The sequence below is a fragment of the Devosia sp. RR2S18 genome, assembly GCF_030177755.1.
Classification (GTDB): Bacteria; Pseudomonadota; Alphaproteobacteria; order Rhizobiales; family Devosiaceae; genus Devosia; species Devosia rhizosphaerae.
Genome location: NZ_CP126539.1, coordinates 2,347,081 through 2,361,818 on the forward strand (window position 1 = coordinate 2,347,081; position 14,738 = coordinate 2,361,818).

A 14,738-nucleotide genomic window follows, 5' to 3' on the forward strand; every position below is an offset into this window, starting at 1 on the left:
ATGCCCGTGGGGGTGACGCGGTTGCCGCCGCTCATTAGCTTGCCGCCCAAGGAGCCCGTACCGAATCGTGTCCCGTCCCGAAAGCCTCTCACCGCTGTTCCGCTCGCTGCGCTCCATCAAGGGCGTGGGCGACAAGCTCGCGGCACTGCTGACGCGCTATTTCGGCGCGCCCGACGGGCAGGAGGCAATTGCACTCGACATTCTCATGCACATGCCCTCGGGCGTGGTCGACCGCCGGCGCCAGGTCGGCATTGCCGAGGCCTACCTCAATCAGATCGTAACGCTGCGGCTACACATCGACCGCCACCAGCCGCCGCCCCGTGGCAAGCCACACGTGCCCCACCGCGTCTTTGCCCATGACGAGACTGGGGAAGTGCAACTTGTGTTCTTTCGCGCCCAGGGTGGCTGGGTCGAGAAGGCGCTACCTATCGGCGAGGAGCGCTTTGTTTCGGGGCAGATCGGCTTCTTCAACGGCGAAAAGCAGATCACCCATCCGGACTACGTGGTCGAGCCGGACAAGTTCGCGACGCTGCCGCTGGTCGAGCCGGTCTACCCCCTCACCCAGGGGCTCAGTTCCAAGGCCCTTGCCAAGCTGGTGCGGCAGGTGGTCGAGAGTGTTCCGTCGCTGCCCGAGTGGATCGACCCGCAGACGCTGGCGTCGCGCAATTGGCCCAGCTTTGGCGCGGCCATGCACATGGTCCACCTGCCCACAGCACCAGGGGAGGCTGAACTCTGGTCGCCCGCCCGCATGCGGCTGGCCTATGACGAGTATCTGGCTGGGCAGATCACCCTGCAACTTATTCGCTCCACCATGGTGGCGGCGCGCGGAATTGCCCGCACCTTTACCGGCGAACTGACCGGGCGGGTTACCGAGGCCTTGCCGTTTTCCCTTACCGCCGGTCAACAACGGGCCGTCGACGAAATCCGCGCCGACCTCGCCTCGCCGGACCGCATGTCGCGCCTTCTCCAGGGTGATGTGGGTGCGGGCAAGACGGTCGTCGCGCTGATGGCAATGGCGGCCATGGCGGAAAGCGGGGCCCAATCGGCTATGATGGCGCCCACCGAGCTTCTCGCGGCACAGCACTACAAAACACTAAAGCCACTCTGCGACGCCGCCGGGCTTGGCTGCGAACTTCTCACTGGCAAGCTGCCCGCAGCTGAGCGCCGGGCGAAGCTCGCCGGTATTGCTGGTGGCGAGACCGACATCGTCGTCGGCACCCATGCGCTGTTTCAATCCGGCGTCGAATTCCGCAACCTCGGCCTTACCGTTGTCGACGAGCAGCACCGCTTCGGCGTGCATCAGCGCCTTGCGCTGTCGGACAAGGGCAAGCACACTGACCTCTTGGTCATGACGGCGACGCCTATCCCACGCACGCTGGTCCTAACTCATTTCGGTGACATGGCGGTTAGCATCCTTCGCGAGAAGCCACGCGGGCGCCAGCCCATCGACACGGCTGTGCTCTCGATCGGTGAATATGACCGCATCGTCGCCCGCTTGCAGGCGCGCCTGAGTGAAGGGGCGCAGGCGTTCTGGGTATGCCCGCTGGTGGAAGAGAGCGAACATCTGGAGGTCGTTGCCGCCGAAGAGCGCTCTGCCGAACTGCACAAGGTGTTCGGCGATCAGGTGGCCCTGGTGCACGGGCGCATGAGCGCGGCGGCCAAGCAGGAGGTGATGCAGCGTTTCGCCGCCAACGAGCTCAAGCTGCTCGTTGCCACCACAGTCATTGAAGTTGGCGTCGACGTGCCCAACGCCTCGATCATGATCATCGAGCACGCGGAACGGTTCGGGCTGGCGCAGCTCCATCAATTGCGGGGACGCGTTGGGCGCGGCTCCACCCGTTCGGCCTGCCTCCTGCTCTACAAGGACCCGCTCAGCGAGACTGCCAAGGCGCGCCTCGAGACCATCAAATCCACCGAGGACGGCTTCGTGATCGCCGAGCGCGACCTGGAGCTCCGCGGTCAGGGTGACGTTCTCGGCACCCGCCAATCAGGTATGCCGGGCTACCGGTTGGCGGTACCCGACGTACATCGGCATTTGCTGGAGTTCGCCCACGAGGAAGCCCGGACCTTGCTCGCGCGCAATCCCGGGCTGAGTGGACCAGAGGGCGAAGCCGCGCGCACGCTGCTCTATCTCGTCCGCAAGGATCTTGCGATCCCGCTGATCCGGGCTGGATGAGAGGGGACCGTAGACCTCATGGTGAGCTCGTCGAACCAGAGGTGCCCGACCTCGCCTTTCGACAAGCTCAGGGTAAGGTGTTGGGGCTTCGGTGGGGTGCCCTACTCCACCGTCACCGATTTCGCCAGATTGCGCGGCTGATCCACGTCCGTGCCCATGAAGACCGCTGTGTGATAAGCCAGCAACTGCACGGGGATGGTGGCAAGGATCGGCGCCACAAAGCTGTGGACGTGCGGGATGACAATGATGTCGGCGACGCCCTGTCCCACGGTTGCAGCCCCTCCCGCATCGGTGATCAGGATGATCTTGCCGCCGCGCGCGGCGACCTCCTGCATGTTCGACATTGTCTTCTCCACCAACTCGTCGGACGGGGCGACAACGATGACCGGCATATCCTCGTCAACCAGCGCGATCGGACCATGCTTAAGTTCGCCGGCGGCATAACCTTCTGCGTGGATGTAACTGATTTCCTTGAGCTTGAGTGCCCCTTCCATGGCAATCGGATACATGGGACCACGCCCTAAATAGAGGACGTCCTTGGCCTTGGAGAGCTGCTTGGCGATGCCCATGATCTGCTCTTCAGTGGCGAGCGCCTCCGAAACGGCGGCCGGAAGATGAGTGAGCCCTCGGACGAGTTCGGCTTCCTGTTCTGCCGTTAGGACACCGCGAGCGCGCCCAGCCGCAATGACAAGGCTTGCCAGAGCTGTCAGCTGCGCCGTGAGTGCCTTGGTGGACGCGACGCCGATCTCAGGCCCACAGAGAATGGGGAACACCACGCCCGACTCCCGGGCGATGGTGGATTCCAGTGTATTGACCAGAGAAGCAACGTGCTGACCCTGCCCCGCGCAATAGCGTAGCGCCGCCAACGTGTCCGCTGTCTCGCCCGACTGCGAGATGAAGAGCGACAGACCGCCCTTTTCCAACGGCGGCTCGCGATAGCGGAACTCGGAGGCCACGTCGATGTCGACCGGAAGCCGGGCAAAGCGTTCGAACCAGTATTTCGCGACAGCACCGGCAAAATAGGCGGTGCCGCAGGCACTGATGGTCAGCCGTGTGAGATCGGCGAAGTCGAACGGCAGGGTTTCGCGGATAGCCACCTGTTCGGCGCCCATATCCACATAATGGCTGAGCGTGTGCGAGATGGTCTCGGGCTGCTCATAGATCTCCTTGGACATGAAGTGGCGGTGATTGCCCTTGTCCACCATTAGCGCTGACGCCTGCGACACCCGCTGCTCACGCTGAACGATCGCATCCTGACCATCCCGAATGGTGACGCCCTTGGGCGTGATAACCGCCCAGTCGCCATCTTCGAGATAGGTCAGGCGCGAGGTGAAGGGCGCCAGCGCCATGGCGTCGGACCCCAGATACATCTCGGTGTCGCCATAGCCGATGGCCAATGGTGCCCCGTGCCGTGCCGCGATCAGCAGCCCGTTCTGATCCTTGAACAGGAACGCCAGAGCAAACGCCCCCTTGAGGCGCTTGAGCGTGTTGGCCACAGCCAATTCGGGCGCGGCACCATTGGCTAGTTCGCGGCTCACCCAAAGCGCCACCGACTCGGTATCGGTCTGCGACTTGGGCAGGTAGCCATCCCTGGCAAGATCCGCCAGCAAGTCGCGGAAGTTCTCGATGATGCCGTTGTGCACCACGGCTACGCGGTCGGTCGCATGCGGATGGGCATTCTGCTCCGTGGGCGCACCATGGGTCGCCCACCGGGTATGACCGATGCCGATCTGCCCTTCGAGCGGCTCGAAGCTTAGCTTCTGCGCCAGATTGCCGAGCTTGCCTTCGGCCCGCCTGCGCGTAATGGCGCCGCTCTCGAGCGTCGCCACGCCCGCGCTGTCATAGCCGCGATACTCCAGGCGCTTGAGCGCATCCACCAACCGGCCGGCGACCGGCGCACTGCCGACGATCCCAACGATCCCGCACATGATCTATACCTTCCCGGCTTTCTTCTTTGCCGCAGCATCGGCGAAGATTTCCTTCGCCCTTCCTGGCTTAGCCACTTGCCGTGCGCGCCCCAAGGCAAGTGCATCGGCGTCAACATCCTCGGTGATCACACTGCCGCTGGCGACCAAGGCGCCTGCTCCAATAGTGACGGGTGCCACTAACGACGCATTGGAGCCAATGAATGCACCATCTTCAATGACGGTCCGATGCTTGTTGTATCCATCATAGTTCACGGTGATGACGCCAGCGCCAATGTTGACGTTCTCGCCGACGGAAGCATCGCCGATATAGGTGAGGTGGCTGACCTTAGCGCCCTTGCCGATCTCGGCTTTCTTCACCTCGACGAAATTGCCGACCTTGGCTCCATCCTGCAACTCGGCGCCTGGGCGCAGCCGGGCGAAAGGTCCGACGGAAGCATCTGGTCCCACATGGGCGCCTTCAAGATGGCTGAAGGCGTGAATGGTGGCGCCGCTTTCGATCTTCACGCCGGGACCGAAAACCACATTGGGCTCGATGGTGACGTCTGGGGCAATGTCGGTGTCGTATGAGAACCAAACGCTAGCTGGGTCCTTCAGCGTTACTCCTGCCTTCATGAAGTCTGCGCGCCGCACCTCCTGGAACAGCGCCTCGGCACGGGCCAATTGCGTACGATCATTGACGCCCATGACGTCATTCTCAGGAGCCACGCCGAAACCGACATTCTTTCCCGCCTGATTTGCTAGTTCCACGAGATCGGTCAGATAAAATTCACCTTGGGAATTGTTTCCTTCCACCTTGTCGATGAGGTCGCGGAACACTTCGGCGCGGAAGGCCAAGATACACGCGTTGCAAAGCCCGATCCGACGCTCCTCTTCGCTAGCGTCCTTGTGCTCGCGAATAGCTAACAGCCGGTCCCCATCGGTGATGAAGCGGCCATAGCCTGTGGGGTCGCGCGGTTCAAAGCCCAATATAGCTACATCCAGACCGTCATCGAGCCGGTCGAGTACTGCCTTGAAATTTTGGCCGCGAAGGAGTGGATGATCCCCGTAAACAACGGCGACGTAACCTTCTGCTTGGCTGAACAGATCGCGTGCCATTGACGCGGCATGCGCCGTGCCCCGGGCGACCGTCTGCTCGAAATGTGTCACCTGTGGGTGCAGGCGGGAAACGGCAGTTCTGATGGTGTCGTGCTTGGGGCCCGTCACCAGCGCAACCCGCGTCGACCCTGCCTCCAGCGCTGCTCGCGTCACATGGCCGATGATGGGCATGCCACCAACCGGATGCAGCACCTTTGGGGTTGCCGATTTCATCCGCGTGCCTTCGCCCGCCGCAAGAATGATCGAAAGGAGTTCGGTCATGATGGTCCTCCGCGTATGGCGGGCTTGTTGCTGCGCAATTCTACAGATTTATGGCAGCCAGGAGTTGGCGAACCGCTAACCAAACCTGCATTCTCCCCGCAGACGCGGCCTTTGATTCGACCGCTCCATGAGGATGCCCCTTTGGCTAAAGCATCGGACCAGTTCCGGCAATCGGATGTCGCATTGTGGGGCATTGTCGCGCTGGTTTGCGGCGGCCTTGCCGTACTGGGTGCTAACATATCCGCCCTTGTTCCGCAGAGCGTGCTTGCCAGCCTGCACACGACCAGGCTGGAAGGCACGAGCGTCGAGCAATTGCGCCGCCAGGTTGCAGACCTCCGGGAAGAAGCCCGCCGGCTCGACCAGAGCAACAAGCAACTTGAAGCACGCTTCGGCCTTGAGGAGCAGGAAGGCAACGAAGTCGTGCGGCGTGTTGGCGCCCTCGAAGTCACCGTACCCCGCCTGCTCGAAGTGATACCTCCCGGCGCTGCCATCGACACGACAACGTTGACTTCGTCGATCGGAGCGGATGACGGGGTCGAGATGGAGGCCGAAGGCGGCACTGTGAGAGTGACCCAGCGTCCCATGCCGGGCGTAGCTTCCGCTCCAGCCGATCAGCCAATTCCCCAACCTGTCGCGAGCACCCCGGAGCCCGCCGACTACGGCATTGCCATCGGGCCGTCCATCGCCGACGCGCAGGCTCCTGCGGCCTGGCGCGACCTCAACGTGAAGCTGGGTCCGCTGCTCTTTGGTCTCGCTCCTCTGATCGGCGACCGTGACGATGGCACCCGGCAGATCGTGGCAGGGCCGGTTGTCGAACTGGCGGAAGCCACGGAACTCTGTGCCCGGTTCGAGCAGATTTCGGTGCCGTGCACGCCTGTGCCCTACACCGGCACGCCTCTTGATCGCTGATGGTGCGATTGCGGTTGACACGGAGGGCAACGTGGCTATGTTCCGCCGCGACGCCGAAAAGCGTCCGCCCCTTGGTGCGTGCCGGTAGCTCAGTGGTAGAGCATTCGACTTTTAATCGAATGGTCGAGGGTTCGACCCCCTCCCGGCATACCATCTTGAATTCTCGCGAAGGGGCCTCTCGCGGTGTCCAAAGACTTCACTGATCTGCTCAAGGTGCTCGCCGCCACGGTGCTCGTCTTTGCCGTCAGCACACTGGCAATGCTCTACGTGATCCTGCTGCTGGCCCAGTATGGTGCCGACCTGCCCATGGTAGGCTCGCTACCACTGAGCGCCCCACCCGAACTGGTGCCGCTGTTGGCTGACACGCGGCTGTGGACCACCTTGGGCGCCACCCTGGTGACCGCCACTGGGATCGCCCTGTTCTTCACCAGCACCACCATCGATATGGCCCTGCTGATCACGGCCAAGGCGGTGACGGTGGTCATGGTCGCCTTGCTCGGGTTCGTGGGTGGCCACATGGCCTATCTGCAACTCACCGAGAACACCGCGATCAGGTTGGCGCCGCTGACGCCCGCAGCCATCGCCCTGCTCGGTTTCCTGGTTCTGGCCAGCGTCCTCAGCGTCCCGAACCTGCGGCGGCTGGGCAATCTGCGGTTCATCGTCGCTATCGGGTTCGTGCTGCTCGGGCCAGTCTTGCTGATTGCTCTTTAGCGAATCATTCGAACACGTTGTGGATTTCTGCGGAAGCAGAAGACTAAGCAGCCAGCGTCACCACCACGGCCCCGCGCGTCGTCGCCACGACAGTGTGCTCATACTGAACGCAAGGCGCCGGCGGCTCGGCCACCAGCGTCCATTCATCGTCCTCGGATTTCTGGTCGGCCATACGCCCGCCTAGCGACAGAAAGGGCTCGATGGTGAATACCAGGCCATTACCCATGCGCCGCCGCTCGGACTTGTCCGGCCAGGTGGGAATCTCTCCCGGCTCGTCGTGGAGACTATCGCCCACACCGTGGCTAGCGAGATTGCGGATCAGCGTATAACCACCCTTCTTGGCGAACTTGCCGATGGCATCGCCGATATCGCCCAACGGGGCGCCTGCCTTAACGGCTCGGATGCCGGCCCACATCGCCTTCTTGCCGTCACGGCACAGCCCATCGAGCTTGCTGTTGCCCGGAGGGATCACGAACGAAGCGCCGGTATCGGCGAAGACGCCGTTCTTTTCAGCGGACACATCGATATTGACGAGATCACCGGCCTTGAGCACCCGATCCCCGGGGATGCCATGGGCGATCTCCTCGTTGACCGAGATGCAGGTGGCGCCGGGAAAGTTGTAGGTTACTTCCGGTGCCGAGCGGGCGCCATGTTCCTCGAGCAGCTTGCGGCCGATAGCGTCGAGCTCGGCCGTGGTCATGCCCGGCTCCATGGCCGCTGCCATGGCGTCGCGGGCGATGGCACAGATCCGTCCGATCTCCCGCAGGCTGTCGAGTTGTTCTTCGGTGGTGATGGTCAAGCAATCAGCCCTTGTTCGCCAAATAGTATTTCAGCAGCCCTTGCGTCGAGCTGTCATGGCCTTCGGCAGCCGACTTGCCTTCGACCTTGGGCAGCAGCGCCTTGGCGAGTTGCTTGCCCAGTTCCACGCCCCACTGGTCGTAGGAATTGACGTTCCAGACGACGCCTTGGACAAACACCTTGTGCTCGTAGAGCGCAACCAGCGAGCCCAGCACCTCCGGCGTCAGTTGCGGATACATCAGCGTGTTGGACGGGCGGTTGCCCGGGAACACCTTGTGCGGCGCCAGTTCCTTGATCTGATCTTTGGGGAGCCCCTGCGCCTTAAGTTCGGCGACGACCTCTTCCTCGGTCTTGCCGAGCATCAGCGCCTCCGATTGGGCCAGCACATTGGCAACCAGCTTGTCATGATGGGGCGGGAGGTTCTCGTGCGGCTTGGCCGCGACGAGGAAATCACAGGGGATGACATCCGTGCCCTGATGAATCAGCTGATAGAAAGCGTGCTGGCCATTGGTGCCCGGCTCGCCCCAGACGATGGGACCGGTCGACCACTCCACCGGCTTGCCCGAGAGCGTCACCGACTTGCCATTGGATTCCATATCCTGCTGCTGCAGATAGGCGGCAAAGCGGCTAAGGCGCTGGTCATAGGACAAGACGGCATGGGTAGAGAACCCCCAGGCATTGCGATACCAGACGCCAACCAGCGCCATGATAACTGGGAGATTGTCCTCGAGCGGGGTTTCGAGGAAGTGCCGGTCCATGGCGTCGGCGCCCTTGAGAAAGCCCGCGAAATTCTCGTAGCCAACAGCCATGGCGATCGGCAGGCCGATGGCGGACCAAACCGAATAGCGACCGCCGACCCAGTCCCAAAAGCCAAAGATCCGGTCTTCACGGATGCCGAACTTGGCGCAGGCCTCGATGTTGGTTGAAACAGCGGCAAAATGGCTGGGGACCGCCTCCTCGCCCAAGGCTTCGGCAATCCACTTGCGCGCCGAGTTGGCGTTGGTCATCGTTTCGTCGGTCGTAAACGTCTTGGACGCAACGATAAACAGCGTCTTTTTCGGGTCGAGGCGCTTGAGCGTATCGTGGATATGCGCACCATCGACATTGGACACGTAGTGGGCGCGCAAGTCGCCGCGGGTATAGGGCTCGAGCGCCAGTGTCACCATGGCGGGGCCAAGGTCGGAGCCACCAATGCCAATATTGACAATATCGGTGAACTGCTCGCCGCCATGGCCGCGAATGGTCCCGTCGCGCACCTGGGTGGTATAGCTTTCGATGCGAGCAAGCACGTCGCGGACGCCCGGCATAACGTCCTCGCCATCAACGGGAACCGGCTTATCCCCTTGATATCGCAGTGCCATGTGCATGACGGCGCGGTCTTCGGTGATGTTGATGTGCTCGCCCTCGCACATCTGGCTGCGGCGTTCCTCGACGCCGGCGGCGCGCGCCAGATCAAAGAGGGCGGCCATGACCTCCTCGTCGATCCGATTCTTGGAATAGTCCAGCAAGATGCCGGCGCCGCTGGCGGAAAAGCGCTGGAAACGGTTGGGATCCTCAGCAAACATCAGCCGCATGGGCCGCTCTTCCATGTGCTTCTTGAGCTTGCCCAGTGCCGAGAACCCAGCCTTGCGCCCAGATTTTGCCATGTCGATGAACCCTTCCTGAACCTTAAAGTGCTGCCAGATCGCCGGCAGTCCAGCTTGCCCGCGTCTCCGCAGCAAAATCGGTGAACCGCGACGCCTCGATGGCAGCGCGCGCACCCTGCACCAGTTCCTGGTAATAGGCGAGATTGATCTGCGAGAGGATCATCGCCCCCAAAATCTCTTCGGTACGCACCAGATGGTGCAGATAGGCGCGGCTCCACCGCCGGCAATTGGGATTGGGCGATGCCTCGTCGATGGGACGATGATCGTCCTTGTGCCGCGCATTCTTGAGGTTGATCACGCCGAACCGCGTATAGACGTGGCCATGGCGACCAGCGCGGGTGGGATGCACGCAATCGAACATGTCGATGCCGCGACCGATGGCGCCCAGAATGTCATCGGGCTTGCCAACCCCCATGAGGTAGCGCGGTCGGTCGGTGGGCAGTTCGGGCGTGATGGTCTCGATGACACGGAACATCACTTCCTGCGGCTCACCCACGGCGAGCCCGCCCACGGCATAGCCGTCGAAGCCGATGGATTTCAGCCCCTGCGCCGAGCGGGCCCGCAGTTCGGGATCATCGCCGCCCTGCACGATACCGAAAAGTGCCCGGTTCTGCTGATTGTTGAACGCCGCCTTTGAGCGATCGGCCCAACGCAGCGACAGCTCCATGGCCCGCTCCATCTCCTTGCGCTCGGCCGGCAACGCCAGGCACTCGTCGAGCTGCATGATGATGTCGCTGTCGAGCAAGGTCTGGATCTCGATGGAGCGCTCCGGCGTCAGCTCGTAGGCCGAGCCATCGATATGCGACTTGAAGGTTACGCCCTTCTCGGTGAGCTTGCGCAGCTTGGCGAGCGACATAACCTGAAAGCCGCCGCTGTCGGTGAGGATCGGCCGCTGCCAATCCATGAAATCGTGCAGGCCGCCCTGGGCGGCCACTCGCTCGGCGCCAGGCCGCAGCATCAGGTGATAGGTGTTACCCAACAGGATGTCGGCGCCGGTTTCCCGCACCTGCTCGGGGTACATGGCCTTGACCGTACCAGCAGTGCCCACTGGCATGAAGGCAGGCGTCTGGATGTCTCCACGAGGCGTGTCGATGCGGCCACGCCGCGCCATGCCGTCCGTGGCGGAAAGGGTGAAGGAGACTTGTTTCATGGGGCGGGTTCTAGCGGGTTGACCGGAAACGCACAACTGGGGCTGGCCCCCCACCTAGCCTCGCATAGTGAAGCGGATACCCCCACCTAACCTCCCCTTAAAGGGGGAGGAATCGTTCTGCTTACGCCGATGCCTCAACGCCCTCGATCCCGTCCCTCCCCCTCCCAGGGGGAGGTTAGGTTGGGGTTCCAAGTTAGCTATTCGTCGTCTCGCTCCGCCCGCAGCAACAGCGAGCCATCGCCATAGGAGTAGAACCGGTAACCCTCGCGTATCGCGTGGGCATAGGCGTTCTTCATCACCTCCAACCCCGAGAAAGCGCTGACCAGCATGAAGAGCGTCGATTTTGGCAGATGGAAATTGGTCATCAACACGTCGACCGTGTGGAAGCGGAAACCCGGCGTGATGAAAATGTCGGTATCCCCCACAAAGGGCTGCAGCGTCCCGGTAGCGCGGGATGCCGTCTCAAGGAGTCGGAGGCTCGTGGTCCCCACGGCGACAACCCTACCCCCTGCCTCCCGACGAGCCCGGATGCGCTCGGCGGTCGCCTGGTCGATCTCGCCCCATTCGGAATGCATCACATGGTCGTCGGTGTCTTCCGCTTTCATCGGCAGGAAGGTACCGGCCCCTACATGGAGCGTCACCCGCTCGATGCTGACGCCTTGATCGGAAAGATCCTGAAGGAGTTTTTCGGTGAAATGCAGTCCGGCCGTTGGGGCCGCAACGGCGCCATCTTCAGCGGCATAGACGGTCTGGTAGTCGACCTTATCGCGTTCCTCGATGTCACGTTTGGCCCCGATATAGGGGGGTAGCGGCATGGCGCCGTGCGATTTGATGGCTTCGTCCAGCTGGGCTCCACCCAGGACAAATTCCAGGGTAATCTCGCCGGTGTCTCCCTTCCCCGCGACGCGCGCCCGTAGCGGGTCGGCGTCGCCGTTCCCCAGCTCAAGCTCATCCAGCAGGGCGAGCCGCTTGGCCGGTCGCGCAAAAGCCCGCCAGGTGTGGGCGTCGACGCGCTTGTGGAGGTTGAACGATACCGTAGAGCGGTTCTCGCCGCGGATGCGGACGCCCCGCAATTCAGCCGGGAGCACCCGCGTGTCGTTGACAACCAGCACATCCCCTGCCCGGAGCAGATCCCGCAGGTCCGGAATGTGGAGGTCCGTCAAACCCTGCCGGGGGTCGACCAGAAGCAGGCGAGCGGAATCTCGCGGCTCGGCTGGATGAAGGGCAATCAGCTCTTCGGGGAGTTCGAAGTCGAATTCGGTAACGCGCATGGGCAGGTCCCTAGCATGGCTTGGCGCGATGGGAAATCTCACCAGTGGCCTTAGCTATTTGGATAGCGGCTGCACGTCGCAGACCACAGTCCAGACGCCACCCGCACTAACGGAAACGCCGCCGGTCACCAGACTCCTTGGCCGCTCATGGACCTCGACGATCCTTAAGCCGAGAGCCAGGATCGGGCTAACCCTGCCCGATCCATCTCGCCAGAGGACATCGGCGCCAATGAAGCCATTGCCAGCGAAATGCTCGGCGACGAACTCGCCATCATGGTTCGGGTGATCGGGATCGGTGGAGAAGCCATAATCACCGGTGAGTTGCATGTCGATGCGCAGGAAAGGCTGCTCGGCACGGCGGTCATAGTCGAAAACTACCATAACCTCGTTGCTCGCATCGGTGCAGGTATAGGTCTCTGCCGCGTGAGCCGAACTCGAGAGCAGCAGGGCCGCAGCACAGACGAGAGACCGCATCTTTGCCCTCCTAGAAAAGCCGGATCATCAAGGCGCCGGTGATTAATAGCACCGCTCCCGCCAAGCGCCCCATGGTGATTTCGCGCACCGCCATCCCCATGAAGCCGACGCGGTCGAGCGCGAGCCCGGCAATCAACTGACCCGCGACGGACAGGCCCATCACCGCTGCGGCGCCGATCATGGGGGTCAGCATGATGTTGGAGAACACATAGGCAGCGCCCAGGAGGCCACCGGCTACGAACATCCAAGGTTGGGGGGCGCCGAACTTGATCGCGATCCCCGTTGCGCCGCTGTAGAGGAAGGCAATCGCCCAAAGGACAATCGCGCCTGCGACAAAGGACACGCCCGCAGCGGCAATGGGTACTTCGAGGGCCCTGCCCAGTTGCGCGTTAATCGGCGCCTGGGTGGCGATGCACGCGCCGGCGAGAATGCCGACAAGAGCCCAGAGGAAGGTGTCCATTTTCATCAATCAGCATCGAAGGTGGCGCGCCGAGCAGCGCAGGGGCCAAAAGCATTCGGCGGCCCCTGCAGATTCTGCAAGGCCGCCGAAGCGAGATCAGCTATGCGCCTGAAGATCAGGCGGCGATGTCGGCCGCGACCTTCACCGAGACCATCTTGTCGGGATCGGTCACGGGCTCGCCGCGCTTGATCTGGTCGACATTCTCCATGCCTTCGATCACCTCGCCCCAAACGGTGTACTGGCGGTTGAGGAACGGTGCATCAGCAAAGCAGATGAAGAACTGCGAATTGGCCGAGTCGGGGCTCTGCGCCCGCGCCATGGAGGCGGTGCCGCGCTTGTGGGCCTCGGCGTTGAATTCCTGCTTGAGATTGGGGTACTGCGACCCGCCGGTGCCAGCGCGCGAGGGGTTGAAGTCGGCCGAGTTGGAATTGCCGAACTTAACGTCGCCGGTCTGGGCCATGAAGCCGTCGATCACGCGGTGGAACACCACACCATCATAGGCGCCTTCGCGCGCCAGCTTCTTGATGTGCTCGACATGCCCGGGCGCAACTTCGGGCTTCATCGCAATGACGACCTTGCCCTTGGTGGTTTCGATGACGAGGGTGTTTTCGGGATCGGCGTAAGCCATGAGGCGCTCCTGTTCTGGTTCGCGGGCGGTGTAAGGGTGTTATGCCGCGGAGGCAAGCCGGTGCCGGTCGGCACCCCCACGCCAGCCTCCTCCTCCAAGGGGGAGGTGTAGAGCACAATCTCCCTGCGCCACCGATACGTCCCTCCCCCTCACGAGGGGGAGGCTAGGTGGGGGTCTACTTACTTGTACTCGATCTTGGCCGAGACGATCTGGTCGGGGTTGTCGACCTGACCGTTCTGCGACTGCGCGCCCTTTTCAAGCGCATCGACCGCTTCCATGCCGCTCACCACGCGTCCGAAGACGGTGTACTGATTATCGAGGAAGCTCGCATCGGCATAGGTGATGAAGAACTGCGAGTTGAAGGAATCGGGGTCCTGCGAGCGAGCCGCGCCGACGACACCGCGCTGGAAGCTCTCGGAATTGAACTCGGCCTCGACATCGGGAAGCTCCGAGCCACCCATGCCGGTGCCGGTCGGATCACCAGTCTGGGCCATGAAGCCCTCGATCACGCGGTGGAAAACCACGCCATCATAGAAGCCCTCATTGGTCAGCGTCACGATGCGCTCGACATGCTTGGGGGCCAGTTCGGGCAAGAGCTCGATATCGACCACGCCGTCTTCGAGCGTCAGGATCAGATGGGGCTTACCCTCCTGGGCAAAACCGGACGTGGTGGACAGCGCGGCAGCACCGACAACAAGGGCAGCAAACAGGCGGCGGGTGATTGGCATCATTGGCTCTTGAGGGCTTTCAGCACGATTTGCGGGACAAAGGCAGAGATGTCTCCACCCATTTCGGCGATTTGCCGCACCAATGTGGCCGAGATATGCCGAACCGGTGGGCTTGAGGGCAAAAATACGGTCTGCAGGTCGGGCGCCATCTGCGCGTTCATGCCCACCATCTGCATTTCATAGTTATAGTCGGTAGTATCGCGCAGGCCGCGGATGATGAGTTTGGCGCCGTTCTCGCGCGCTGCATTGACCATCAGGCCGGAGAATTCGACAATCCGGAACTCGGTATCGGTGCGCCGACCGACGGGCGCCAGCACCTGCTCGAGCAGGGCGAGGCGATGGGCATGGGCGAAGAGCGGGTTTTTCTTGGTCGCGCTGATCCCCACGGCGACGACCAGCACATCAACAAGTTTGCAGGCCCGCTCGATCACGTCGAGATGGCCATTGGTCACCGGATCAAACGAGCCGGGATAAAAGCCCACCAAATGAGTCATGACGCTTTC

14 protein-coding genes and 1 tRNA gene are annotated in these 14,738 nt (G+C 62.4%); 4 read left to right on the forward strand and 11 right to left on the reverse strand.

Annotation, left to right across the window (positions count from 1 at the left end):
- The first annotated feature begins 67 nt into the window (after positions 1-67).
- Positions 68-2,176 (forward strand): ATP-dependent DNA helicase RecG, encoded by a 2,109-nt coding sequence (gene recG, locus QOV41_RS11610; RefSeq protein WP_284576740.1) that lies wholly within the window; start codon positions 68-70, stop codon positions 2,174-2,176.
- A 101-nt stretch (positions 2,177-2,277) separates the two neighbouring features.
- On the opposite strand, the gene glmS is transcribed toward recG, so the two are convergent.
- Positions 2,278-4,104, reverse strand: coding sequence for a glutamine--fructose-6-phosphate transaminase (isomerizing) (gene glmS, locus QOV41_RS11615; RefSeq protein WP_284576742.1), 1,827 nt, complete (start codon positions 4,102-4,104; stop codon positions 2,278-2,280).
- Between the two features lie 3 nt (positions 4,105-4,107).
- Positions 4,108-5,460, reverse strand: a complete 1,353-nt coding sequence (gene glmU, locus QOV41_RS11620; RefSeq protein ID WP_284576744.1) for a bifunctional UDP-N-acetylglucosamine diphosphorylase/glucosamine-1-phosphate N-acetyltransferase GlmU — start codon at positions 5,458-5,460, stop codon at positions 4,108-4,110.
- Positions 5,461-5,601: 141 nt separating this feature from the next.
- Between glmU and QOV41_RS11625 the strand changes: the two genes are divergently transcribed.
- The 3 genes from QOV41_RS11625 (at position 5,602) to QOV41_RS11635 (ending at position 7,080) form a co-directional block, all read left to right on the forward strand.
- On the forward strand, positions 5,602-6,369 hold the full coding sequence (locus QOV41_RS11625) for a coiled-coil domain-containing protein (protein ID WP_284576746.1): 768 nt from the start codon (positions 5,602-5,604) through the stop codon (positions 6,367-6,369).
- A gap of 78 nt (positions 6,370-6,447) precedes the next feature.
- A tRNA-Lys gene (locus QOV41_RS11630) sits at positions 6,448-6,522 on the forward strand.
- A gap of 30 nt (positions 6,523-6,552) precedes the next feature.
- Positions 6,553-7,080 carry a hypothetical protein gene (locus QOV41_RS11635; protein WP_284576748.1) on the forward strand — a complete coding sequence of 176 codons (528 nt, stop codon included), beginning with the start codon at positions 6,553-6,555 and terminating at the stop codon, positions 7,078-7,080.
- 43 nt (positions 7,081-7,123) lie between these two features.
- Here the strand turns inward: QOV41_RS11635 and map are convergent, their stop codons facing one another.
- From map to coaD, 9 genes are all read right to left on the reverse strand, one after another.
- The gene (map, locus tag QOV41_RS11640) at positions 7,124-7,879 is read right to left on the reverse strand and encodes a type I methionyl aminopeptidase (protein ID WP_284576750.1); all 756 of its coding nucleotides are present in this window, start codon (positions 7,877-7,879) and stop codon (positions 7,124-7,126) included.
- 4 nt (positions 7,880-7,883) lie between these two features.
- Positions 7,884-9,524: a glucose-6-phosphate isomerase gene (pgi, locus tag QOV41_RS11645; RefSeq protein WP_415926712.1), complete on the reverse strand. Its 1,641-nt coding sequence runs from the start codon at positions 9,522-9,524 to the stop codon at positions 7,884-7,886.
- A gap of 22 nt (positions 9,525-9,546) precedes the next feature.
- Positions 9,547-10,674 (reverse strand): tRNA guanosine(34) transglycosylase Tgt, encoded by a 1,128-nt coding sequence (gene tgt, locus QOV41_RS11650; RefSeq protein WP_284576752.1) that lies wholly within the window; start codon positions 10,672-10,674, stop codon positions 9,547-9,549.
- A gap of 197 nt (positions 10,675-10,871) precedes the next feature.
- Complete coding sequence (gene queA, locus QOV41_RS11655) at positions 10,872-11,945, reverse strand: tRNA preQ1(34) S-adenosylmethionine ribosyltransferase-isomerase QueA (RefSeq protein ID WP_284576754.1); 1,074 nt, start codon at positions 11,943-11,945, stop codon at positions 10,872-10,874.
- A gap of 54 nt (positions 11,946-11,999) precedes the next feature.
- On the reverse strand, positions 12,000-12,419 hold the full coding sequence (locus tag QOV41_RS11660; RefSeq protein WP_284576756.1) for a hypothetical protein: 420 nt from the start codon (positions 12,417-12,419) through the stop codon (positions 12,000-12,002).
- Between the two features lie 10 nt (positions 12,420-12,429).
- Positions 12,430-12,879 carry a DMT family transporter gene (locus QOV41_RS11665; protein ID WP_284581297.1) on the reverse strand — a complete coding sequence of 150 codons (450 nt, stop codon included), beginning with the start codon at positions 12,877-12,879 and terminating at the stop codon, positions 12,430-12,432.
- A 115-nt stretch (positions 12,880-12,994) separates the two neighbouring features.
- On the reverse strand, positions 12,995-13,507 hold the full coding sequence (locus QOV41_RS11670) for a peptidylprolyl isomerase (RefSeq protein ID WP_284576758.1): 513 nt from the start codon (positions 13,505-13,507) through the stop codon (positions 12,995-12,997).
- A gap of 179 nt (positions 13,508-13,686) precedes the next feature.
- Entirely contained in the window at positions 13,687-14,238 is a 552-nt protein-coding gene (locus QOV41_RS11675; RefSeq protein WP_415926713.1) for a peptidylprolyl isomerase, read from the reverse strand.
- Positions 14,235-14,729: a pantetheine-phosphate adenylyltransferase gene (gene coaD / locus QOV41_RS11680; protein ID WP_284576760.1), complete on the reverse strand. Its 495-nt coding sequence runs from the start codon at positions 14,727-14,729 to the stop codon at positions 14,235-14,237. Before coaD ends, QOV41_RS11675 begins: the two co-directional genes overlap by 4 nt.
- Positions 14,730-14,738: the final 9 nt, after the last annotated feature.

Coding starts and splice junctions, on each gene's coding strand:
- glmS (WP_284576742.1), bottom strand. CDS start 4,104: ATGTGCGGGATCGTTGGGATCGTCGGCAGTGCGCCGGTCGCCGGCCGG.
- queA (WP_284576754.1), bottom strand. CDS start 11,945: ATGCGCGTTACCGAATTCGACTTCGAACTCCCCGAAGAGCTGATTGCC.
- QOV41_RS11665 (WP_284581297.1), bottom strand. CDS start 12,879: ATGGACACCTTCCTCTGGGCTCTTGTCGGCATTCTCGCCGGCGCGTGC.
- pgi (WP_415926712.1), bottom strand. CDS start 9,524: ATGGCAAAATCTGGGCGCAAGGCTGGGTTCTCGGCACTGGGCAAGCTC.
- QOV41_RS11670 (WP_284576758.1), bottom strand. CDS start 13,507: ATGGCTTACGCCGATCCCGAAAACACCCTCGTCATCGAAACCACCAAG.
- QOV41_RS11660 (WP_284576756.1), bottom strand. CDS start 12,419: ATGCGGTCTCTCGTCTGTGCTGCGGCCCTGCTGCTCTCGAGTTCGGCT.
- glmU (WP_284576744.1), bottom strand. CDS start 5,460: ATGACCGAACTCCTTTCGATCATTCTTGCGGCGGGCGAAGGCACGCGG.
- QOV41_RS11675 (WP_415926713.1), bottom strand. CDS start 14,238: ATGATGCCAATCACCCGCCGCCTGTTTGCTGCCCTTGTTGTCGGTGCT.
- tgt (WP_284576752.1), bottom strand. CDS start 10,674: ATGAAACAAGTCTCCTTCACCCTTTCCGCCACGGACGGCATGGCGCGG.
- coaD (WP_284576760.1), bottom strand. CDS start 14,729: ATGACTCATTTGGTGGGCTTTTATCCCGGCTCGTTTGATCCGGTGACC.